The sequence below is a fragment of the Candidatus Chlorohelix sp. genome, assembly GCF_037138995.1.
Classification (GTDB): domain Bacteria; phylum Chloroflexota; class Chloroflexia; order Chloroheliales; family Chloroheliaceae; genus Chlorohelix.
The window spans coordinates 1-23526 of record NZ_JBAXHI010000013.1 but is presented as its reverse complement, the minus strand read 5'-3'; the positions used below and the strand labels follow the sequence as shown (position 1 = coordinate 23526).

The window sequence follows — 23526 nt, the reverse complement described above, 5'->3', positions numbered from 1 at the left end:
AGGAAACCCAGATTTCACAACCTGCTGGGAAATATTACTCGCCAAAATGAAAAACGAGGAAGTAACATCAAGGGTAGAGCAATTTATTCCAGAAAAATGACCTTCCGAGGGCATTGCAGGACGATCTTTCTTAGCTCGTTGCTTAAATACCTACATCTGCAAAATCCTCTCCCCTCCTCTCCGGCAGGTGCCGCAGATTACTGACCTAAAAACGTTTCTTGCAACTGCTATGAATTATGGTTGGTTACTATTGACTTAGAAATAGTCAGGGGATATAATTTTTCAATCATAAGAATGATTCTTAATTAGTAACGATGGGTAAAATGTATATCCTAGCCTCGTTAAATATCCACATAATTGATTCGGGGGTAAATAAATAGATGTTCATTGCTGAAGAGATTTGCCAAAAATTACGCGAAAACGGAAAGAAAGTTACACCACAACGCCGCCTGATTTATAAAGCGTTGGAAGGTAAGACTACACATCCTACCGCTGAAGACATCTATAACGAGGTAAGGGCAGTAATTCCTGACATTTCTCTAGCAACAGTCTATAAAACCCTGCGAGAATTAGTCGAATCAAGTTTCTTGCTTGAAATACAGGTAGATGGAGATTGCAGCCGTTTTGACCCTCGCACCGATGCACATAGCCATCTTAAATGTATCGGCTTCAAAGTTGGAATAGATGGTGAATATCTAGCTTGCGGTCGCCTCGAAGATATATCTACTATATATCCCAATTTGCAAATTTCCGCCGATGAATTGCATGGCTATAAATTAATCGGCAATGAAGTTATGTTTCTAGGATATTGCCCTGATTGCCAAAGCAGATAACCCCCCATGCCTGAAAATTTGAAAGAGGCACGCAACAAAATAAAAAAATGTGCGTATGTATATAAGAGTTGTTTGTTGATTTAGGATGACAGGTTGTCTTGGAGGTTATGCAAATGGGCGGTTTAATTTTGGCAGTTATTCTCATAATAATCGGTTTGGCGGTACTCTCAGTGGTTATGTCAATGGCATTTTCGCTGGTTGGATGGTTAATAATCGGGTTGATTGCCGGGTTCTTAGCTAACTACATGATGAAAGGTAGAACCGGAGATTTAATTGCCAATATGGTTTATGGTTTGCTCGGTTCTGTACTCAGTGGCTTTATACTAACGAAACTGGGTATGGGCGGCTTGGATAATAACTTGATAGGTGGGGTAGTTTTCTCAACTATCGGAGCGATGGCAGTAATTGGGCTTTCTCGGCTTTTTAGCTCAAATAGACCGACCTATCCACGCTAATAATAAAAAGTGTGGGCGGGTTTGCTACCCGCCTTTTATATCTTTATACTCGGCGCTTCCAAAGTAGCCAATTGCCATGCTCTATCAGAACAGGATTTATTTTTAGGTTTTTGAAATATACTTCATCACCAATGTAAACCCAAGCTCTCCGAATTGAACCATCCAACCCTTTTACTTCGCGAACCTCACGACAATAATGATTATCGTCACGACCGGGTGTATAATCTTCCAGCATATCCACATTAGCCAGCACATCTGAATATATTTCTAGTGGAACAGTTAATAGATCGCCCGTTACAATTTTCGTTTTATCTTTCACTGCTCGTGCCATAGGATATGCGCCGAGGTCATATAGCTCTATACCTTCAAGTGTAAACCCGCTTTCTTCTTTTTCTGTATGCCTGTGGAAAAAAATCATGTAATTGTAATCACGTGGTCTTAGCGTACCATATACAAAAAACGGCAGGTATTCTTCTACCATAGAGTCTCCATCTAAGTGTTAATTGTATTCATCAAAAGATATTATAACAGGGAATCGTTATTATTTTATGGTAAGTTTTATCTATTTTCGCTTCTGGGTGGGAACACTAGGATATACCAGACCCTCTCACATCGATATTTCTTTTTGTTTTCACCTACTACTATTTGATAGAACTTCTTTTCTGTACGGTGGCAAATCCTGAAAATCTAAAATAGATTATTTGGGAGAATATTAGCGGCGTTAAGGCTGTTTGAACCTAGAAGAAGGTTCGGATAACGTTTCTTATCCGAACCTTAATATATTCTTTCTTAATATTTATAAAGATACAACAATTAAAATTTAACGGTTGCGATGAGGAAAAAGTTGTGGCTGTGGACGTGGACCAAAATCCGAATTAGGCTCTGTCCAGAGTGAGCGGATGATTGAAAGATTCAGTTCTCCAAGGTTGGATAATACAAGGCTTGCGCCCATTGCCCGCCAACGCGGTGTATGATAGCCGGGAATACAGATAGATTTCATTGCAGCGTTAGTTGCAGCTTCTACGCCATCTCTACGACAAGTTAGCGATAGTACAGAAGAAGGGTGAAGCGCAAAAGTTTCACCGCAGGCTATGTGAAAAGTTGGATCAGGGTAGCTCTGCTGAACCATATCGCCAGCTACAATCACATCGAAGGCTTCATCAAGCCCCAATTTTTCTAATACATAATATAAGTAATCCCTTGGTCCGGTGCAGATTATAGCTAACTTAAACTCATAATCCTTGAACATTTGAAGGGATTCTATCAATCCCTGTTTTGGTTCGAGGCTTTCCTCTATCAGTTGCATGAATATTTCATGCCAACTTTCATGAACCTCCATGGGGCTAATAGGCAAATTATAGCGATGGCGCAAAAAGTCTGCTATATCAAAAGTACGCTTGCCCAATAAATCCAACAACAAATTTTCGTTTGGCTCAACTTTGAGTTTTTGCAAACATTCGCCCCATGCGCGAACGTGTGTCAACTCGGTGTCAACCATTAAGCCATCAAGCTCGTAAATAATACCTTCAAACATCATTTGCCTTCTGGCTCATCATTTGTACGATAATTGATAAGACCTTCTAAATGATAAGGCTTAAGCCCTATTCGCGCAACTTGATTTATATACAAGATTTAAAGATTTCTCTAAAACAGAACGATTAAAAGGGTTGACACTTTTCCGCAGCCTGATAAGATAAAGTAGGCGCTAATCATACCGATTATCCCATTATCATACCCCTTGAACCAATATTCAATTTAAAGCTAAGCTGAGAGTTATTATATGTCAAATATTTTTCGTCAGAATGCGCTTAATAAGCTCTCCACACCCGAAGACTTGGATAAAACAATTCGAGTTACAGAAAGGCGTGGTTGGGTAGCTCTTGCAGGGTTAGCATTAGTCCTGATAATTGCACTTGTCTGGTCAATTTTTGGCAGTATCCCTACCGTATTGCGTGGTACTGGACTTCTTTACAGCCCAGATGCGATAAAAGAAGTTAACACACAAGAAGCCGGATTTGTGACTAACATTAGCGTGCGTTCTGGGGATACAGTAAAAGATGGACAGATTATTGCCAAAATCAAGAACCAAGCAGGCGCAGATATTGAGTTACGTAGTCCGGGAGATGGAACTGTGCTAGATGTACTGGTGGAAAAAGGCTCTCCCCTTCAAGCATTAGCTTCGGTTGTGAATATTGAATTGAGCGGCAAACCTTTGCAAGGGGTAGTTTTCGTATCTCTAGCTGATGGCAAGCGAATAAAACCCGGTATGAAGGTGCAACTTTCGCCTTCTTCTGTTCGCGCAGAAGAATCTGGTTTCCTTTTGGGTACCGTAAGCTTAGTCTCACAATTTCCGGTTTCGTCACAAAGCCTGTTGGTGCAGCTTAAAAGCCGCGAACTGGTCGATGCTTTGGCTTCCGGCGCACCGTTAATTAGGGTTGACGTTACGTTGGAAAAAGACTCTACTTTTAGCGAATTTAAATGGACAACCGGAAGTGGACCCCATCTCAAACTTACCGGAGGGACGCTTGCAAGCGCGAATCTGGTGCTGGGAGAGCAACGCCCGATTACTCTGATATTACCTGTATTTCAGCAGGAGGGTAACTAATGCGGGTCAAGACTCCTACTGTCCTGCAAATGGAAGCCGTAGAATGTGGAGCCGCCGCGCTTGCCATTATCTTAGCATATTTAGGACGATGGGTTCCTCTGGAAGAATTAAGGGTTTCTTGTGGAGTTTCACGCGATGGTAGCAAGGCAAGCAACGTTGTAAAAGCGGCGCGTACCTATGGGCTTACGGCAAAAGGCTTCCGAAAAGAACCGCAAAGCTTGCCCGAAATGCAGATGCCGGTTATTGTCCACTGGAAATTCAACCATTTTCTAGTGGTAGAAGGTTTTAGCAAAGGCAAAGTATTTCTGAATGACCCTGCCAGTGGTCCCTATGCTGTCACCTCAGAAGAGTTTGACGAGTCGTTTACCGGGGTAGTGCTGACATTTGAACCAACTGCCGAATTTCGCAAGGGTGGTAAGAAATTCGATGTAGTAGCGGCATTGCGTAATCGCCTTACAGGTTCTGGTTCTGCTCTGCTATTTGTGGTTTTGGCAGGGTTAAGCCTTGTTATTCCGGGTTTAATAGTACCCTCCTTTACACGTATTTTCGTGGATTACTACCTCGTTCGAGAATTAAATTCCTGGCTAGTACCTCTTTTGGTGGGAATGGCTGCCACATTATTACTCACTGCCGCCTTAACATGGGTGCGCGAATATTATCTTTTAAGGCTAGAAACCAAACTTGCCGCTAGTATGTCGGGTAAATTTCTCTGGCATGTTTTACGCTTGCCGATGGAATATTATTTGCAACGTTATGCCGGTGAAATCGGTGGGCGTGTTTCGATAAACGATCAAGTTGCATATCTGTTATCCGGTAGGTTGGCATCCACCTTCCTTGATATTATCGCAATTTTTTTCTATGCCATTCTGATGTTTATTTATGACCCGCTTCTGACTCTGGTGGGTATATTGTTTGCTGTTTTGAATATAGTAGCTTTGCGCTACGTTTCGCGAAAAAGAGTTGACCTTAACCAAAGAGTATTACAGGAATCCGGGAAAATGACCGGAGTAGCGATGTCGGGTTTGTACACTATTGAAACCCTTAAAGCAATTGGGCGCGAGTCGGATTTCTTTTCCCGATGGGCAGGGTATCAGGCAAAACTGGCAAGAGCGCGTCAAGAAATGGCGGTTTATACCCAGTATCTATCCATAGTTCCGCCCTTGCTAACTGCCTTGAATACTACCGCAATTCTAACCTTGGGTAGTATGAAAGTAATAGAAGGGCAATTGAGCATTGGTATGTTGATAGCCTTCCAAAGCCTGATGTACGCTTTTCTTTCGCCGGTAAACAAACTGGTGGAACTTGGTACGACTTTGCAAGATGTACAGGGCGGGCTAAAGCGTCTGGATGACGTACTCGGCAATAAAGCTGATACCGCGTTGGATAAGAAAGAAGATTGGAGCGACCTCTCCAAACGGCAACCTAGATTGACCGGATATTTGGAATTAAAGAATTTGAAATTCGGTTACAGTCGGCTGGAGTCGCCCCTAATAGAAGATTTTAACCTGACGCTTCAGCCCGGTAGCCGTGTGGCATTGGTGGGTGGCAGCGGGAGCGGCAAATCTACCGTTGCAAAATTAGTTTCTGGTCTTTACCAATCATGGGAAGGCGAGATATTATTTGATGGCAAACCGCGTTCCGACATACCACGCAGCGTAATTACAAACTCATTGGCAGTTGTAGATCAGGATATATTCCTGTTTGAAGGCTCAGTGCGCGACAATCTGACAATGTGGGACCCTACTATACCTGACCAACAAGTGATTCAGGCTTCCAAAGATGCCGGAATACACAATGAAATTGCTGCCCGACCCGGCGGTTATGCCTCAACCGTAGCCGAAGAAGGCGTAAATTTCAGCGGCGGTCAACGCCAACGCCTTGAAATAGCCCGCGCTTTAGCGGGAAACCCGGCGGTACTGATATTGGATGAAGCTACCAGCGCACTAGACCCGGTAACAGAAAGCTTGATAGACCAAAACTTGCGCCGCCGTGGTTGCACCTGCCTGATTATTGCACACCGACTCAGCACAATTCGAGATTGTGATGAGATTATAGTGCTGGAGAGAGGCAAAATCGTACAGCGTGGCACTCACGAACAGATGAAAAATGTTAATGGTCCTTATTCACGCCTGATTGCGACGGAATAGAGTTATGTCAACACCAGCACAAGCCAATCCTGCCATAAATATGCCCCGCCTTTTAGTTCTGAACGGAAACCAGCGCGGAGTATTCATCCCACTTGATTTTGAAAGCCTCAAGCTTAAACCTCTGGTTTTGGGACGCTCCACAACAAATGCCGATGTGGTGCTACAAAGCCCGCAAAATCTTGTTTCTTCGCGCCACGCTATTATTAGCTATAGGGTAGAAGATAGCTTACTGATAATCTCCGACTCCGGCTCAACCAATGGTACTTTCGTAAACGGCGATAGGATTGCGGGTAACATTCCGCTTTTCCCCGGTGATTGGGTAAGTTGCGCCGATGTAGAGATGGTTTTCCTTTTGCCCGGTCTGGTCAGTGCGCCGCCTCCCAAACCAACTCGTTTTCAGGTTGAAGATAATAACCCCGGTATGGCACGCTTGGAAGTTGTCGCCAGTAATATAACAAACCTACCGCCCGGCTCTTTCTGCCGTCTTACGCCAACCCGCCCTTTCGGAATTGGGCGAAATCAAAGTAACGACATGCGACTAATCGAGCAGGGCGAGGCACAGCGCATGGTCAGCCGCAAGCAAGCGGAAATACGCTGGTCAGAGCAAGGTTACTTAATCTATGACCCCGGCGCGACCAACCCCTCGCTGGTAAATGGCAATCCCTTAGTCGGCTCAATGCTGTTAAAAGAGGGTGATACCATTATTATCGCTTCAACCACCTTGCGATTTCGCGCACCACGCAAGCCCTATGGCGGAAAAGAAAAGCCTGTAGCCGCAAAAACAGATAATCGGATGGTAGTTTTACGGCACGCTTCTCGCCTTCCGCTATATTTGGGTCCTGAACGGTTAGGGTTGCCGCAACAACAAGAGATTATAATCGGGCGTGATAAAGATGGTTTGTTGCGTTTGATGGATGTCTCAATCTCACGCCGTCACGCCCGACTCTTTTATCAGAACGGGCAATTGCTGATTGACGATTTGGGTTCTGCTAACGGTACATTTGTAAACCGGAATATGGTGCTACAACCTACCCCGCTCAAGCCCGGTGACCATCTCCAAATCGGCGAATTTGAATTTGTAGTGGAAGATTCGTCCCAGCCCGGTTCTCAACCTGTGCCGCTTGGCGCCCCGGTTACGATGCAATTGGCGCTTGAACAAGGCGCAGTGAGGGTTGCTGCCGCTCCTAGAGTTACCGGTTTTATTTCAGTTGTGCCTAAGCCGCTCCCACCACCCGCTGATTATCAGGGGAGCTTTGAAGAAATTTGTGAAAAACTTGGCTCTATCGTTAATAAGGGCGGCAACGAACCATTTCTATTGAATGACCATGACAGCTTCTGGTTGGTCAAAAAGGGCAAAGTAGAAGTTTTTGCGGTGCAGCTAAGCGAAGGCAAGCCCGTAAATACTCGACACCATATTTGCTCTGTAGTTCCCGGTCAGGCTTTAATCGGGCTGGATTCTGCCCGTTACGGGGGCGGTCTTGGGTTACTGGCGGTAGCTGTGCCAGACACCAATTTGCTTAAAATACCCTCCTATCACTTGCGCTATATGGTTAAAGAACCACATCTGATTGGAAAGCTATCGCAAATATTTGAGAACTGGATAGATTACCTTTCGCGCAGTATTAGCGGAGAAAGCAGCACATCGCCCATTGAAGCGGTTTTGGAAGTCGGCACGGAACTAGAATTGACTGCCCAACAACGAGTCGGTTTGAAAAAGAGCGGCTTATGGGTGAAACTGCTAGAAGGAAACGCTTTGTATTTCGGGGAAGAAGAGCTAGGCTCCGATACGGGTGAAACTGTTTTCCCGGTTTTTGGCAATAGCTGGCTGTTAGCGTCCTCCAAATGTCGTCTCAAACCAATCCCCTCTCAAGAAATACTGTCAGACCCGCGCCTTTGGGAGGGGCTGGATCAATTCCATGAAATCTTCTTTCGGATAAAAGTCACCAATATTCGCCTGATGACTTTTGAAGAAATTAACCGATTGAGAAGAAAAGCGGAATATGATACAGCGGTTGCTCAAACGGCTTTAGGTAATCTTTCTTCTATATTTGAAGACCGCAAAGCAGGCGAAGAACCGGCTTACCGGGCTACTCGCAATTTGTTGTTAAATGCTTGCCGAATGATCGGAGATGCACGGGGAATTTTAATCCAGACTGCCCGTGAACAATTTGATGCTTCCGGTAGAAGCAATCCACTTGACGATATTGCCAGAGCTTCGCGTATTCGCATACGTGAAGTAACCCTAGAACCGGATTGGTGGAAGCAGGATACCGGAGCCTTATTGGGTTATTGGAATGAAGGTGTATCTGGAAAAGAAGCCGGTAGCCCCTTGGCATTATTGCCCCTCTCCAGCAAACGCTATGAGGTAGCAGACCCTGCCGATAATAGCAGGACTGTGATTACTCGCGAAATAGCCGCGCAGATTTCCACTACTGCTTATGTCTTCTACCGCCCTTTCCCGCTGAGAATATTTAAGGCATGGGAATTGATACGCTTTGGTACGCGCGGTTCTAGCAAAGATTTAGTCAGCCTGATTTTGTTGAGTATCGGGGTTGGGTTGCTTGCATTGTTTATACCGGCAATAACCGGCTTCCTGTTTGATACAGTAACACCTACCGGGAATCGCTCCCTATTATTACAGGTAGTAATCGGGCTGATAGTGGTAACTCTTGCTTCGGTAGCATTTCAATTTACTCGTAGTATTGCAATATTAAGGTTTGAGACAAGGCTTGAATTATCCACGCAAGCCGCTCTATGGGATAAATTGCTCGAACTACCCACCTCTTTCTTCCGCAAATATACTGTCGGGGATTTGGCGGTAAGGGCAATGGGGCTGGATGTAATTTTGCAACTGGTAGGGGGAAATGTAATAACCGCTGTGTTAGGCAGCGTGTTTTCAATTTTCAGCTTCTTCCAGCTATTTGCCTATGATGCGGGATTGGCTTTTGTTGCGCTTGGCTTGATTGCGCTGACCTTACTGACGGTAATCATTTTTAGCCTATGGGAATTGCGTTTTCAACGCACCCTTACTGAATTGCAGGGCAAGGTTTCAGGTCTGGTATTGCAACTCATCACTGGTATTGCAAAGTTGCGAGTAGCTGGTGCAGAAACTCGCGCTTTTGGCGTATGGGCGAGTGAGTTCACCAAACAACGCCGAATAGCTTTTAAAGCGCGTACTGTCAGCAATTACCAACAAGTATTTAACTCGATACTACCTATAATAACCAGCGCGATTATCTTTGGCGCGGTAGATAGTTTCAAGAAACAAGGTACTCTTTCCACCGGTTCATTCCTTGCATTTATAGCCGCGTTCGGTCAATTTCAAGCGGCTATGATTGCAATGGTGGTAGCCTTTACTTCAGTATTACAGGCAATCCCTCTATATGAACGAATCCGTGTAATACTGGATGCTGAACCGGAGGTTCAATCCGGCAAAATCAATCCCGGTGAGCTTAACGGCGAAATCGAATTAAACCATGTCTCTTTCCGCTATAGTCCTGAGACACCTTACATCTTGAATGATGTATCCTTGCATATTCGCGCCGGACAATTTATCGCAATTGTGGGACCTTCCGGTTCTGGCAAATCTACTATCTTCCGTTTGCTGCTGGGTTTTGAAAAACCTGAAGCAGGCTCGATTTTGTTTGATAATCAAGATTTATCCGAACTTGATTTGTCGGCAGTACGCAGACGCACCGGAGTAGTGATGCAAAACGGTAAATTAATGCCGGGCGATATTCTGAGCAATATCATCGGTTCAAGCCCGTTTACCATTGAAGAAGCGTGGGAAGCGGTAAGAATGGCGGGACTTGAGGCTGATATTAAGCAAATGCCAATGGGTATGTTTACTTTAATTTCTGAAGGTGGTTCGACTCTATCAGGCGGACAACGCCAGCGCCTAATGATAGCCCGCTCAATCATAGGCAAACCGCGTATCCTGCTGTTTGATGAGGCAACGAGCGCATTGGATAATCAGACTCAAGCGATTGTAAGCCGCAGCCTTGAAAATTTGCAGGCGACCCGGATTGTTATAGCGCATCGCCTCAGCACTATTATAAATGCTGATTGTATCTATGTATTGCAAGGTGGGCATATTGCTGAATTTGGAACCTTTCAAGAGTTAATGAACCGGGATGGTCTTTTCAAAGATTTAGCTTCACGACAATTGGCTTGAAAAATAAGTAAATCGGGTTTTAATTCTCAGGGCTTTCGCCGCATTATAGCGGCGGTGATTTGTCTAGGCAAAAATTAAAAACCCCTCTCGCCGAAAAGCGAGAAGGGCATCTATAAGGGAAACTATCTGCCGTGTGACATGTCTGCTGTTCGTTCAGGCATAATCTGAACTACCAGCGCAGTCAAGGTTGTGCCATTGGCATCCATTGTACCTTCAGCCTCAATATTCTTGCCGGTTGCAATATCGCTCAGGGAAGCTGCCGTTTGAGCAGCACCCGGCTGAGTAACCACATAGAATTTGGTGCTTGAATTGGTCACAACAGTAATCTGACGGTTGCCGCGTGGGTCACTCAAGGTAATGGTGGCTCCCTCAACCTTACTAACCGTACCGTGAGCTTCCGGCAACTGGATAACAACCTGCTCTGCTTTGAGGCTGCCGTCACTGTTCAAAGTGCCGTTTGCCATTATCTGGCTGCCTACCGTCACATCGGCTAGTGATGCGCTCTGACCTGCCTTCAAAAAGCTGGTAGATGCGTCAACCACTACTTGCTGAGTGGCGCTATTGCGTTCGGTCAGGGTAATGGTAGAACCAGACACTGCGGTGATAGTACCATCAGCATGCGCCAACACAACTTCGATAGAACTTGCGGTGGTAGCGCCCTGATTCATATGCACTTCGATTTTATCGCCCGTTTTCAGGTCGGCAAGGCTGATTGCTTTACCGGCTCTGGTATAGGTAGTATTGGCATCAACAGTTACGGCGCTGGTGCTACCGTTCTGGGCAGTTAGGGTAAGAGTATTGCCGTTCACAGCCGTTAAGGTAGAATCGGCTTGACCATGTTTTCCACCACGACCCTGCATATTATCTAGTCCGCCCGCGCCATCTGGTCTGCCGCCCATCGAGCCTTTACCACCGTGACCGCCAAAAGTATCTGGGGCAACCCCGGTTTGGTCGCTACTACCCGAAGGCGGGGAAACTTGGCTGCTCGGAGTTGTGCCGGGCGTAGTTGTCTGTGCGCTGACCGATTTCAAGTTTGAAACGCTAAACACGCCAGCCCCAACACCTAGCATCAAAGCCAATGCCATCATTACTGCAACAAATCTTACCTTTTTCTTTTTTCTACCTTGATTAGAAGGGTTCGATATTTGCGTATCCTCGTTCAATGTAAAGCCATCCTTTCAGTTATTTTCAACAAACTTTCAGTAAAGATTTTTTCTTTACACTATCACTTTAGAACTTATGGATTGGTTTGTACTGAAAGAAGGCTGAGAGTTAGCTGAGAATTTAGGCAAGCGACTTTGCGGAGTTAGACGGGGGCTTAATTGTTCAAAAGTGGGGTTTCGCGCCTGTTCACGGGCGTAGCTTACCATTCGTTCCAATCGTTCCAACACGTTAATACCTGATTGCACCAGCTTTTGCTGTTTTAGCCAATCCAAGTTCTTTGTGCTAAAATGGTTTGACCTGCTTAATTTATTCCAAGCTTTGGTATCGTGAACGGTTGTGAAAAAGTTAATTTCTACTCAAGTCCAAAACTGCTTATTTTTATAAAATGGAGGGATGCCTACAGTGTTTGCTACTAAAAGGATATTGATAACAGGCGGTAATGGATTTTTAGGTCGTAGCATTGTCAAACATTTGAAAGAAAAGGGGTGTGAGCATATTTTTGCCCCGCGCAAGGCTGATTATGACTTGCGTAACAACGAGCATGTTAGACAATTATATCTTGATATAAAGCCACAGGTAATAATTCATGCTGCCGCTTCGGTTGGTGGAATAGGCGCTAATCTAGAACATCCCGGCGATTTTTTTTACGATAACCTGATTATGGGTGTTCAAATGATGGAGCAAGCCCGACAAAACAAGGTTGAAAAGTTTGTGGCGGTTGGTACAGTTTGCGCGTATCCTAAATTTGCCCCTGTGCCGTTCAAAGAAAACGACCTCTGGGACGGATACCCTGAAGAGACGAATGCACCCTATGGTTTGGCAAAAAAGATGTTATTAGTGCAAGCCCAAGCCTATCGCCAGCAATATGATTTTAACGGTATTTTTCTCCTGCCGGTTAATCTTTATGGACCATATGATAACTTTGATCCGAAAAGCTCACATGTAATACCAGCCTTGATAAAAAAATGTGTGGATGCCCGAAAAGAGAATTTAGCAGAGATTACAGTCTGGGGGGATGGCTCCCCAACTCGCGAGTTTCTTTACGTGGACGATGCCGCACGCGGTATAGTGATGGCTACCGAATTATATAATAAAAGTGAACCTGTAAACTTAGGCTCAAGCTATGAGATTTCCATACAAGAACTTGCTTTAACCATAGCCGAATTTTGCGGTTTCAAGGGCAAAATCACCTTTGATACTACCAAACCGAACGGGCAACCGCGCCGCAAACTTGATGTAAGCAGGGCAGAGCAAGAATTCGGTTTCAAATCCAGCGTCAGTTTCAGTGAAGGCTTGAAAGAAGCGATAGAATGGTATCTTAGAAATCACTAATAAATCAGGTGTGTTTTTTACCTAGTCAAAACGCTAGAAAATTAGCAGATTGGAATTTTAATGATAGCCTTTGCTTTATCAATAGGAATATTTATATTTTGGACAGCGTTAGGTTTTGCTTTTCTCTCCATTTTCCAACTCAAGTCTAGCTCAATCCAAAATTTATTACTTGCCCCAGCGCTAGGGTTGGCGGTCACCCTTTTACCTGTGTTTTTTTTGAATAGATTAGGAGGGATACCGGTAAAATATTTTGGGGTTATTCTAGTCCTCCTACTCCTATTCCTCATCGGGATACTATTTTGGCGATTCCGACCAAATATCCCAATAAAATTGTACTTGCCTTTTGGTATTGTTTTGTTGTTAGCAGCCGTGATTACCGGACGACCCCTGTTTGAATTTGGCTTTAATTGGATGAGTTATTACAACGATGATTCATCTCTTTATATAAGCTCTGCATATCGAGTTTTAAATTTCGGCTTTGATGAGCCACCCAATCTAGATAGCTTGATATCAAGCAGCGATAATAGTGCGGCTCTCTGGTTTCTTTATAGCGTTTCTGGACATCGCGCCGGTAGTGATTGGTTACTGGCGCTGTTGAGTAGTATAACGGGTATGATGCCTGACCAGATTTATATGCCGCTCATTATGGCAATGCACATCACTCTGATAAGTACCAGCGGAGCCTTAATTTACCAAACCCCCAAATTACGTATGCCGGCTTTAGTGCTGTGTATAATGTTAGCATTTTCGGCTCTTACCAGCCTTGGTACCGCATATCAGTTAATGCCTCAGGTTGGAGGTTTAAGTATATTGATACTTTGCTTGATTTTATTAAGCCAAATAGCCCAACCTGATAAGAGATGGTCTATTATATGGTATTGTATTCTAATCAGCATTTCGGTTTCTGCCTTATTAGTGGATTACCCTGAAATTTTCCCCTTCCTTGTACTTAGTTATGGACTCTATTTAGGTGTTGGTTTTATCAAAAAGCTTATAAACTGGAAAATCTTATTAACACGTCTATCTTTCGCCAGTTTTTTTGTCCTTATAATTTTAAATACTTATATTATAAAAGTTGTTGGTTTTTTAATAAACCAAACAACCATAGGTACTGGTAGTGTTGGTTCGAGTGGACAACTTTCGTATAATACCACCGTTGAATTGATGTTCCCCTATTATCTAATACCAAGTGGGCTGGCTGACCTATGGGGATTCCAGAATATAGCTTCTATTCCAAATGATCCTTGGCTAACAATTAGTATAATACTGGGAGCATTTCTACTGATATTGGCAATTATTGCAATTATATGGTCATGTTGGAGATTACAATTAGTTGCCTTTCCTGCGCTTGTAATGCTATTAATGGCTGCTTTTCTATTCATCAAAACAAGCGATTTTGGATTATTTAAGTTAGCTATGTATATTCAACCCTTTTTATTGGGTTCCGTAGTAGCCATCTGGTTCTATATTATGCGAAAACATCCGAAATTCGCTCTTATCCCTTTGATTTTTTTGGTTTGTTTAGGCATACCGTTCCAATATAGCTATATAGAGCGTAGTCGGGGTACTGCTGATTCTGGCTTCGGATTATTAGAGATTCCAAATCCTTCCGCAACTGGAATTCATCAAGATTTTCGAACTATCATTAATCAGAATAACCCCTCGCAAGTTATTTTAGACACTAACAACTTTATTCTCGCTAAATTCCAGAGCCTTTATATGAGAAATCAAAAGGTAGTTTCATTTCCAGGTGTAGGACTTTTTTACTGGAGAATAGTACTTAAAGGAAAGTTCGACGACGATTTTAGTAAATATGCACAAATAAAAGTTGCAGATCGCTATCGTGATGCTGAATTTAATTTGTTTAGCACAGAAGGCAATCCTTCAACAACTGCTTTCTCTATAGATGCGGTTTTGACCAAAGAGTTCTTAAATAATTCAACCATGATTTCCCCAACTCCTCGGTTAAGTATTTTTAATCGGCGCAAATTTCTTAATGATAATTCTATAAATTTCATAGCACAACCTACGAACAAACTGGAGAATCATCTGGTTTTCATACCTTCTTCACTTGGAATGAATTATTACGGTGGAAACTCTGACCTCGTTTCTCTTTTCCAACTAGAATCTGATTTGTTGTACCCCGGAAAAACTATGGCAGGTTTAGGTCGTTATTATATTTTTGAGCCAATAAATCCTTCTCCTAGCGTGAGATTGGTAATGGAGTTAACCGATAGTCTTAGTGGTGATCATGAAAACCTATTGCCTTCAGCTAGCGCTATCGGCGTAACTCGCCAACCCTTTCCTATTGTTGGGCGGGGTTCTGCAAGGGTTTTTTCCGAACCAATAACACCTCAAATAATCCAAAATCAACCATTTTTGGGTATTGATATGGGTAAGTATGGAAAATACTTTCCAAATCCAAAAAATGGGATTATGGAACTTTTTGGCAAGCAAATATTGCTGGATAAGCGGAAAATATTAGGTTTTGCTCGCGATATTTCGCTGGTTTCCATCGAAGAATATGACCAACTAAAAGCGCCGGAAGTAGTTTCTCAATTTCCCTCTGATTTGACTAACCCTAACCTAGAGTATTCGGGAGTCTATGAAGATGGATGGATATCAGAAGCCGCTTTCTTCCGCCTAGCGCAACCAACCAGCACCGCTAAACTGGTTATCAAAGGCACAATACCCCTAATAGATAACCAAAACTTTACATCAAACCTTGAAATACTCAGTGATGGTATTCTAGTTGCCACAAAGCAACTACCTCTTGGAGATTTTGAAATTCAACTACCGGTAACAGGAACTGTGGCTAACCACCGCATAGACCTGCGTTTTTCCAAATTTCAAACTTTACCCGGAAACGACGGTCGCCCGGTGGCAGCTTTAATCAAGTATGTCGGTTACGAAAAATAGAAGTAATTTCATTGAATAGCAGAAGGAAACTGCCAAAGCGTGAGGCAGTAGGGTAAAACGTATAGCATTCTAACAAATTCTTTTGGTTGGTTTTTGAACAACTCAAATTCTAACATGAAGGAGTTTTTATGAGGGCGCTTGCTGGTTATGAAAGGCGCTAAATACTTAAGCATATGCTTACAAAAATAAAAACACGCTGGTTATCGCCTAATATTAATAGGCGCTTAACGAATATTTTGTTTGTTTTATATTACGATTTCGGAACAAACAGCGCCATTCATGTTCATAATATAGCTAATAATCTGGTTATTAATGGCTTAGATTGTGTAGTAGCTGTGCCTGAAAATAAGGATTCTATTAAGGAAATTGGAGGGAATTTATACAAAATAGCCGAATTTAGAGAGATTGGAAACCTAAAACAGCTATTTAATAATTCTAGAGGTCCTGACATCGTACATGCTTGGACACCACGGGAAATAGTACGCCAGTATTGTGAGGAATTGAGGAGCAAGTACCGCTTTAAACAAATCATTCATATGGAAGACAATGAGGATTTTATCCTAAAAAAAGCATTGGGAGACCATAACTATCAAATGAATGAAGTTTATCATGTGCAATTATCGCATCCTGTGAAGTACCGTGAATTTTTAGCCTCAGCCGATGGTATAACAGTAATAATTGATTCGTTAAGAAATCTAGTTCCTAATCAAGCGCCTATACATTTGTTAATGCCCGGAGTAGATACCTCGATATTTTTCCCAAGAGAGCCTGATGAACTAATGGCAAAAAGTTTGGGCATACCAATAAATAGTACAGTGATTTGCTATACCGGTGGCGTGCATAAAGCAAATGCAGAGGAAGTAAGAAGTTTGTATCTTGCAGTGGCTTTGCTTAACCAACAGGGTTATAACACTTTTTTGATAAGAACAGGATATGATGGGTGTGAATTTCTTGGAAATGACGAACTATGGATAAAAAAATATTCTATAGAATTAGGTCGTGTAGCCTATAGAGAGATTCCTCGAATTTTAAGTTTAGCGAATATATTAGTTCAACCCGGTTGTCCCAATGAATTCAATAATTATCGCCTTCCTTCCAAACTCCCGGAATTTCTTGCGATGGGAAAACCGGTGATTCTACCTGCTACGAATTTGGCTAATTACTTGACGCACAAAGAAAACGCTTATATTCTGGATAACGCAGATGAGATTCAAATTTCTAATGCTGTAAAAGAACTTCTTCAAGACAATGAGCTTTATCATAGATTATCCATTGGTTCATACGAATTTGCTAAATTGCATTTAAATTGGCAGGAAAATTGTCAAGAGCTTCAAAAATTTTACGAATCTGTTATGTCGGTTAAATAACACTATCTTGTTTTAGAACCTATTGACTAAAATCTCCCAACAATCGGTAAAAGTCGAAGGCAATAACCATAGTTGGTAGTAGTAAGTATGATTATTTTATTAATCTAATGAGGTGAAGTGTGACTTGTAAGCTTTTTTCTGACTTTAGTTCGGAAAATAAAAATGAACTAACTACTAATGATTTTTACCTTATGCTAAATAAACTTCGAGATGCAGCAAAGAATAAGCAACCCAGTTGGGCAGAATATCCTAATTTCATTTTATACTCAAATGTATGTTTTTGGGCAATACGCAAAAGGGAATACGGTTTTATCACAAATTGGTTTATTGAGCTAGAAAAACAGCTTGATGGGACAAAAACAGTTTTGGATGTTGGTTGTGGGGTTGTTCCTTTATGCAATTGGATTTCGAGCCGAGGACACGCAGTTACCGCTATTGATCCACTGAAAGAAGATATTAATTTTTTAATTGATAATAATCTCAATGCTTTTTATGGTTCAAATGTTGAATACTTAAATGTACGTGCTGAAAATCTCCCTTTTAAAGATGCTAGTTTTGATATTGTAACGTTTGTTTCATGTTTAGAACATATAGCGCCGGGTAATGACCGTATTTCGCTTTTTGAAATTGCGCGTGTACTTAAACCGGGCGGTTATTTGCTCATAACCTTTGACGTAGCGCCTCAGAAACAACAAGAGTCTGGAGAAAAAGAAAAACCGCTTTATCAACGCCAATTCTCCTATCCATTTTCTATAAATGCTACAAGACATTTATTTGCGGAAATAAGTAATTATTTTGATGTTACTGCTATAACGTTGCCCTCTGAATTTGAGTATTTAACCCTAGAGCAAGTTCATAACTTTTGGCAAAAGACTCAGCTTCACGATGAGCGCAATGAAGCAATAAGAGAGTATTTGGCAATGGGCTTAGTATTGCAACGAACCGCTAATCCTGTGAACCTCTCATTTGATTCCATTGAAGCTGCCTATATAGAAGGACAGGCTGCTATTGAAGAACAATTATCGTACTATCAGAATCAAGCTAAATTACGTTATGATATAATCAATCAATTAGCCCAAGAAAACGAGCTTTTGAGGTCAGAAACTGACGCAAGATTGCAAACCATTAACAACTTGGCTGAAAACCAAAAGCAGTTAGCCCAAGAAAACAAGCTTTTGAGGTCAGAAACTGACGCAAGATTACAGACCATTAACAACTTGGCTGAAAACCAAGAAAAGTTAGTACAAGGGTTTGAGCTTTTGAGGTCAGAAACTGACGCAAGATTGCAAACCATTAACAACTTGGCTGAAAACCAAAAGCAGTTAGCCCAAGAAAACAAGCTTTTGAGGTCAGAAACTGACGCAAGATTACAGACCATTAACAACTTGGCTGAAAACCAAGAAAAGTTAGTACAAGGGTTTGAGCTTTTGAGGTCAGAAACTGACGCAAGATTACAGACCATTACCAGTTTGGTTGAAAACCAAAGATATAATTCAACATCTTTAATTCCAGAATATAGTCAGGTTTTCTTCGGATATCTTGATAAACCACAAAGCAGCATAGTGTTATCAAATAATTTGGAAATAGCTGGCTGGATATTCTCAACCCGCGCTCCAATTACCGATTGTGATATCTTCATAGATTATCATTATTTTGGGAAGATAAAATATGGGATAGAAAGACCTGATGTATTTCAGAAATATAACCATCCTAACGCGAGCAACTGTGGATTTCAATTTTGCTTCCCTTCATTTGAGATTCAAAATGGGAACCACTTGATTGTAATTCGAGCGCTGGATGAGACAGGCAATCGCATTGAATTCTTTCACAAGCTAAGTGTAGTCGGTAACTCTATTATTTTCAAGCGTGTTCTTGGCTTCAAGAATTCATTCAAAGGAATTAGACCGTATTTTGCCAATATTAGACCATATTTAGCTAAAAGATTGTTTGGCTTTCAATTAGGAGTGCTTTATCAGTATTCGCCCAAATCCTTTAATATTCCCTCTAGATACTATAAAACCAAAAAGATGAAAGCGCCTCCATTAATTACAATTGTTACTCCCAGCTATAACCACGCAGAATTTATTGAAAGAACTATTAAAAGTGTGCTGGACCAGCAATATCCAAAGTTGGAGTACATAATACAAGATGGCGGTTCCTCTGATAATACGGTTGAGATTCTAAAACGTTATTCCGGGCAACTAACACGCTGGAAATCTGCTAAGGATAAAGGGCAATCGCATGCAATTAATTTGGGTTTCCAAAGCACCAATGGGGAAATTATGGCTTATTTAAACTCGGACGATTTGCTTTTGCCGGGAACATTGGATTATGTAGCGCGGTATTTTTCTAATCATCCGCAAATTGATGTGGTTTATGGGCAGCGTGTAATCATTAATGAGTACGATCAGGAAGTAGGGCGCTGGATTCTGCCACCTCACAGTCATGGGTTGCCGGTAATGGAAGATATACTTTCATGGGCTGATTTTGTTCCGCAGGAAACTCTATTTTGGCGTCGAAGAATATGGGAAAAAGTTGGTGGCGCGATTGATGAGAACTTTCAATTCGCAATGGATTGGGATCTTTTACTTCGTTTCCGTGCAGCAGAGGCAACATTCGCTCGTTTGCCACGCTTTTTAGGCGCCTTTAGGGTACATACTGAACAAAAGAGTCAAGCAAGAATAAATGACATAGGCGCAAAAGAATCTAGCAGACTTAGGGAGCAATATATCGGAAAAAGCGTTTCTGAAGCTGAAATTTATTACAAGATATTACCTTACTTAAAAAAACATGTAATTTACCACAAGCTCTATCGTCTTGGTATTTTGCGTTACTAATGTCAAGTAGCGGACGATAATATGCCAAAGAATTTCGGCAGAAAGCGCAGTGGCAGGAAGTGCGAGAAACCATGCAAAGTGTACTTCTTAACCGTAGCAGCACCCTCTACTATTCTTCGACACCTCGTGACCCCCTCTTCAAATGGTTGAAAAGTGCGAAAGTTGGCAACTGCAAATCTTGAAGACTATTGACAAAGCTGGTAAATTAACAAGATGACGATAGAAGAAGAAATGCAACTATTAACCGAAAATACAAAGCTTAGGCACAAGTTGGCACAAGCCCTTACGCGAATAGCACTGCTTGAGGCACAATTCGCTCCAAATAGTCGCAATTCTTCCAAACCACCATTTAAATTATGAAAAAGCTTTCGGTACACTCAATCATTGTAACCATAATCGCGCTGGCTTTGCTTATAGTAACGCTGGCGCTGTTCTTTACTCTAAAGAATTTTGTTGATGAAAATACAAATAGCTTGGCGCAACCAATTGCCATAATACCTGCTCCCTCACTTTCTCCAACCCCTCGCTTATATATCGGGCGCAATGATTCGGCTACTCCCATTGGAATCGGCGATATGTACCTAGCTTTAGGCGATTCTATAGGGTATGGATTGGGCGCACCTACCCCATATGATATGGGTTTTGCAGGGCTATTTTATAATAACTACCTTAAACGTATTCGTCCCACAATTACCTCATATAAGAACCTTGCAATACCCGGTGAAAGCAGTAGCAGCTTTTTTGAAGCCAAAGGCGGCAAAAGCCAGCTTCAACGTGCATTGGATGAGATAGAAAAAGCCAAAATTGGGGGTAAATCGGTCAGCCCGATTACCCTTACGCTTGGCGGAAATGATATGTTGGACAATCGCAACAAAAGTGAGCAGGAACGCAATAGCGCGTTACAGCAATTTGAAATAAATCTCAGCCGAGCATTAGATGAGCTAAAAGCGCATACTGAAAACCTTTCCGATATAATTGTAACTACCTATTATAACCCCTATATATATCAAACTGGCGGTGGCAGCGATGATGAACAGAACAACTGGGTTAAACGTTTTGATGAAAGCATAAAACGGATTGCCTTAGATAAAGGTGTCCATGTTGCTGATTTCTTTACTCCCTTTTTTCAACGTGAGGGTAAATATACATGGATTAAATTCGGTGACGTGCATCCAAACACAGCCGGATATAGTGTGTTGGCACGCGCTTTATGGCAAGCAAGCGGCTATGACCGAGAAAGCCCGTCACTTAGTTTGAGTTATCAGGGCATACCGGATAACAGGGAAATTCTAAGCGGGGAGCGCATTATTTTCAAGCTGGTAGCAGCCGATAATATAGTCATTGCTAAGCAGGCAGAAACGCTCGGCGCCGGTAGTATTGCAGAAGTGTTCTATACTATTGATGGGTTAAATCAAACCCCGCTTGCCCCCGTTCCGGCTATATATCTGGCAAAAAAAACCGAAGCCGAATTTACATGTATTGTTGATACAACAGGTTTGGGAGCAGGTAAGCATATTCTAAAATTTGTAGCGCAGGATATGGTGGGGAATACCAGCGCTTTAGAAATAGATTTTGAGGTGTCAGGTTGAGTAATATCTTTGAGGAACTGGCTAATTCGCTCATAGGAGTTGACCCTGAAATAAGCCAAGAACCAATTTTTGAAAAACAAGCCAGTCTTGATTACAACCGGGAAGACCGTAAGGGTGTACCCGAAATTATATATGCTGAACGCAAACGGGATAGTGATACCATTACAATTGCCCGGAATTTTTTGGTAAAGGGAAAAGGGCGGGCAATTATAAGTCGGGCAAAGCCGGAATTACGGGCAAGGCTGGTACAAGAACTGGCAACAATAGAATTTGATGGTAAAACAATACCAGTAAGCGTGGAAGAATTTGATGCAAGCGGCATGCTAGTGCTAAAACGCTCTGATTTTAGCCAACCTGTCACTGGCGGTCAGGTCGGCATTATAACTGCCGGAAATAGCGATATTCCGGTTGCAGAAGAAGCAGGGGTAGTGGCACGCGAAATGGGTTGTAATGTTACCTCGATTTATGATGTTGGAGTAGCCGGCTTACACCGCCTTTTCAGACCGCTCCAATCAATGCTGCGGATTGATGTAGATGTAATTATCGTAGCAGCGGGGATGGATGGCGCATTACCCTCAGTGGTTGCCGGTCTCGTAAATGTCCCGATTATTGGACTTCCGGTATCAGTCGGGTATGGTCTGGGTGGGAAAGGCATTGCGGCGCTATTAACTATGTTGCAAACCTGTGCGCCGGGGTTGACGGTAGTAAATATTGATAATGGAGTGGGCGCAGGTGCGACTGCCGCGCTAATCGCCAATAGAATGGCAGCTATACGCAATCAAAATTCACTTGGATTGTAACACTATTTGTAATGTAAATTAAATTAACGATTGATTATAATAGAAAATGCTTATGGTTATTTGCTGCAAAAAGAATTATAATCACAATAGATGTTAAACACGTCCGAAATAGTTTTGTTTTATCTTATCTTAATAATTTATATTTAACTATATAGGCTCATTTATATGGCTGAAATTGTTAATCTGAAACCTTCTATCTTAATTGTAGATGATGATTTGGGTGTTCGTAATGTTATAGCCCGAATGCTCACTATTAATCATTATCGAATCACCGATGTGGATAATGCTGAAAAAGCCCTTGAACTTATTAAAAATAATAGTTTTGACCTTATAATTAGTGATATTCATATGCCGGGAATGAGTGGGCTTGAATTTCTGGAGGAACTTAAAAAAACAGACCCCGGAATTGCCTGCATAATTATAACCAGCAATGACAATGTAGATGTTGCGATAAAAGCTTTGAAAGCGGGCGCATTGGGATTTATCCCTAAGCCTTTTACCGGTCCTGAATTGATTGAAACAATTAACGCGGCTATGTATAGCGCACAGCTTATGCATGAAAGCATGAGCCTGAAAATGTTTTTTCCTTTGCTAGAGAACGCCAGTTTAGCATTACTAAACGCATTAGAAGCAAAAGACCATGACAGTCAGGGTCATAGCCAACGGGTAGCAAATTATTCACGAACTGTAGCGGAAAACCCCTCATTGGGACTAACTCAGGAAGCGATAAGAAATATTTATCTAGGTGGTCTTTTCCATGATATTGGTAAAATAAGCGTTCCGGATAAAATTCTCCACAAAGCTAACGATTTAACTACCGAAGAATACAAGGAAATGAGCTATCATCCTGAAATAGGAGCAAGAATTTTAGGTCGCGTGGAAGGACTTGAAGAGTCAGCAATAATAATAGCGCAACACCATGAAAGATTAGATGGCAGTGGTTATCCATATGGTTTGAAAGGTGACGAAATCATACTAGGAGCGCGGATTGTTGGTATTGCCGATGCCTTTGACGATATGACCTCAAAAAGAGTCTATGCCGATGGTTTACCCAAAGAAAATGTGATTGGAATTCTAATTCATGGAAAAGGACGGCTTTTTGACTCTGCTTTAGTTGATATTTTCCTCGACATTATTTGATTAAAAAACAGGGCTTTTGCAAGAAAGGAATTGTCCTCTATAAAACGGTTCTCAAAGGGGTTTGGGCAAGGGCGCGAGGTGATTTTGTAGGGGCGCATCGCGTTGGGAGGCGCAAATCTCATGGGGTTGGGGCAACGGACGAAGGGCGAATCCAGCGTCGCCCC

General features: G+C 42.3%; 16 protein-coding genes. 12 read left to right on the top strand and 4 right to left on the bottom strand.

Going from position 1 to position 23526, the window contains the following annotated elements; all coding sequences use genetic code 11:
* Positions 1 to 380: 380 nt before the first annotated feature.
* Complete coding sequence (locus WCK19_RS08055) at positions 381 to 833, top strand: Fur family transcriptional regulator (protein ID WP_342396863.1); 453 nt, start codon at positions 381 to 383, stop codon at positions 831 to 833.
* A 113-nt stretch (positions 834 to 946) separates the two neighbouring features.
* The gene (locus WCK19_RS08050) at positions 947 to 1288 is read left to right on the top strand and encodes a GlsB/YeaQ/YmgE family stress response membrane protein (RefSeq protein ID WP_342396862.1); all 342 of its coding nucleotides are present in this window, start codon (positions 947 to 949) and stop codon (positions 1286 to 1288) included.
* A 43-nt stretch (positions 1289 to 1331) separates the two neighbouring features.
* Here WCK19_RS08050 and WCK19_RS08045 read toward each other — a convergent pair whose 3' ends face one another.
* Positions 1332 to 1769 carry a gamma-glutamylcyclotransferase family protein gene (locus WCK19_RS08045; RefSeq protein WP_342396861.1) on the bottom strand — a complete coding sequence of 146 codons (438 nt, stop codon included), beginning with the start codon at positions 1767 to 1769 and terminating at the stop codon, positions 1332 to 1334.
* A 339-nt stretch (positions 1770 to 2108) separates the two neighbouring features.
* Positions 2109 to 2825, bottom strand: coding sequence for an HAD family phosphatase (locus WCK19_RS08040; protein ID WP_342396860.1), 717 nt, complete (start codon positions 2823 to 2825; stop codon positions 2109 to 2111).
* 243 nt (positions 2826 to 3068) lie between these two features.
* Here WCK19_RS08040 and WCK19_RS08035 point away from each other — a divergent pair, with 243 nt between their 5' ends.
* The 3 genes from WCK19_RS08035 to WCK19_RS08025 are packed head-to-tail and all read left to right on the top strand — an operon-like array spanning position 3069 to position 10214.
* Positions 3069 to 3893, top strand: a complete 825-nt coding sequence (locus tag WCK19_RS08035) for a biotin/lipoyl-containing protein (protein WP_342396859.1) — start codon at positions 3069 to 3071, stop codon at positions 3891 to 3893.
* Positions 3893 to 6040 (top strand): NHLP family bacteriocin export ABC transporter peptidase/permease/ATPase subunit, encoded by a 2148-nt coding sequence (locus WCK19_RS08030; protein WP_342396858.1) that lies wholly within the window; start codon positions 3893 to 3895, stop codon positions 6038 to 6040. The genes WCK19_RS08035 and WCK19_RS08030 overlap by 1 nt, the downstream gene beginning before the upstream one ends.
* A 4-nt stretch (positions 6041 to 6044) precedes the next feature.
* Positions 6045 to 10214 (top strand): NHLP bacteriocin export ABC transporter permease/ATPase subunit, encoded by a 4170-nt coding sequence (locus WCK19_RS08025; RefSeq protein ID WP_342396857.1) that lies wholly within the window; start codon positions 6045 to 6047, stop codon positions 10212 to 10214.
* A 122-nt stretch (positions 10215 to 10336) separates the two neighbouring features.
* Here the strand turns inward: WCK19_RS08025 and WCK19_RS08020 are convergent, their stop codons facing one another.
* Positions 10337 to 11377: a DUF5666 domain-containing protein gene (locus WCK19_RS08020; protein WP_342396856.1), complete on the bottom strand. Its 1041-nt coding sequence runs from the start codon at positions 11375 to 11377 to the stop codon at positions 10337 to 10339.
* A gap of 54 nt (positions 11378 to 11431) precedes the next feature.
* Complete coding sequence (locus tag WCK19_RS08015) at positions 11432 to 11623, bottom strand: hypothetical protein (protein ID WP_342396855.1); 192 nt, start codon at positions 11621 to 11623, stop codon at positions 11432 to 11434.
* Positions 11624 to 11780: 157 nt separating this feature from the next.
* Between WCK19_RS08015 and WCK19_RS08010 the strand changes: the two genes are divergently transcribed.
* The 7 genes from WCK19_RS08010 (at position 11781) to WCK19_RS07980 (ending at position 23362) form a co-directional block, all read left to right on the top strand.
* Positions 11781 to 12710: a GDP-L-fucose synthase gene (locus tag WCK19_RS08010; RefSeq protein WP_342396854.1), complete on the top strand. Its 930-nt coding sequence runs from the start codon at positions 11781 to 11783 to the stop codon at positions 12708 to 12710.
* Positions 12711 to 12770: 60 nt separating this feature from the next.
* On the top strand, positions 12771 to 15629 hold the full coding sequence (locus tag WCK19_RS08005; protein WP_342396853.1) for a hypothetical protein: 2859 nt from the start codon (positions 12771 to 12773) through the stop codon (positions 15627 to 15629).
* A gap of 173 nt (positions 15630 to 15802) precedes the next feature.
* Positions 15803 to 16996, top strand: a complete 1194-nt coding sequence (locus WCK19_RS08000) for a glycosyltransferase family 4 protein (protein WP_342396852.1) — start codon at positions 15803 to 15805, stop codon at positions 16994 to 16996.
* Positions 16997 to 17115: 119 nt separating this feature from the next.
* Positions 17116 to 19833 (top strand): glycosyltransferase, encoded by a 2718-nt coding sequence (locus tag WCK19_RS07995; RefSeq protein WP_342396851.1) that lies wholly within the window; start codon positions 17116 to 17118, stop codon positions 19831 to 19833.
* A gap of 356 nt (positions 19834 to 20189) precedes the next feature.
* Positions 20190 to 21422 (top strand): SGNH/GDSL hydrolase family protein, encoded by a 1233-nt coding sequence (locus WCK19_RS07990; RefSeq protein ID WP_342396850.1) that lies wholly within the window; start codon positions 20190 to 20192, stop codon positions 21420 to 21422.
* Positions 21419 to 22222, top strand: a complete 804-nt coding sequence (larB, locus tag WCK19_RS07985) for a nickel pincer cofactor biosynthesis protein LarB (RefSeq protein ID WP_342396849.1) — start codon at positions 21419 to 21421, stop codon at positions 22220 to 22222. Before WCK19_RS07990 ends, larB begins: the two co-directional genes overlap by 4 nt.
* A gap of 165 nt (positions 22223 to 22387) precedes the next feature.
* Positions 22388 to 23362 carry an HD domain-containing phosphohydrolase gene (locus WCK19_RS07980; RefSeq protein WP_342396848.1) on the top strand — a complete coding sequence of 325 codons (975 nt, stop codon included), beginning with the start codon at positions 22388 to 22390 and terminating at the stop codon, positions 23360 to 23362.
* The last annotated feature ends 164 nt before the right edge of the window (positions 23363 to 23526 follow it).

Excerpts from the sequence above, each read along its gene's own strand:
- WCK19_RS08040 (WP_342396860.1), bottom strand. The coding sequence starts at position 2,825 with ATGATGTTTGAAGGTATTATTTACGAGCTTGATGGCTTAATGGTTGAC.
- WCK19_RS08045 (WP_342396861.1), bottom strand. The coding sequence starts at position 1,769 with ATGGTAGAAGAATACCTGCCGTTTTTTGTATATGGTACGCTAAGACCA.
- WCK19_RS07990 (WP_342396850.1), top strand. The coding sequence starts at position 20,190 with ATGAAAAAGCTTTCGGTACACTCAATCATTGTAACCATAATCGCGCTG.
- WCK19_RS08035 (WP_342396859.1), top strand. The coding sequence starts at position 3,069 with ATGTCAAATATTTTTCGTCAGAATGCGCTTAATAAGCTCTCCACACCC.
- WCK19_RS08000 (WP_342396852.1), top strand. The coding sequence starts at position 15,803 with ATGCTTACAAAAATAAAAACACGCTGGTTATCGCCTAATATTAATAGG.
- WCK19_RS08025 (WP_342396857.1), top strand. The coding sequence starts at position 6,045 with ATGTCAACACCAGCACAAGCCAATCCTGCCATAAATATGCCCCGCCTT.
- WCK19_RS08030 (WP_342396858.1), top strand. The coding sequence starts at position 3,893 with ATGCGGGTCAAGACTCCTACTGTCCTGCAAATGGAAGCCGTAGAATGT.
- WCK19_RS08050 (WP_342396862.1), top strand. The coding sequence starts at position 947 with ATGGGCGGTTTAATTTTGGCAGTTATTCTCATAATAATCGGTTTGGCG.
- WCK19_RS08055 (WP_342396863.1), top strand. The coding sequence starts at position 381 with ATGTTCATTGCTGAAGAGATTTGCCAAAAATTACGCGAAAACGGAAAG.
- WCK19_RS07980 (WP_342396848.1), top strand. The coding sequence starts at position 22,388 with ATGGCTGAAATTGTTAATCTGAAACCTTCTATCTTAATTGTAGATGAT.
- WCK19_RS08005 (WP_342396853.1), top strand. The coding sequence starts at position 12,771 with ATGATAGCCTTTGCTTTATCAATAGGAATATTTATATTTTGGACAGCG.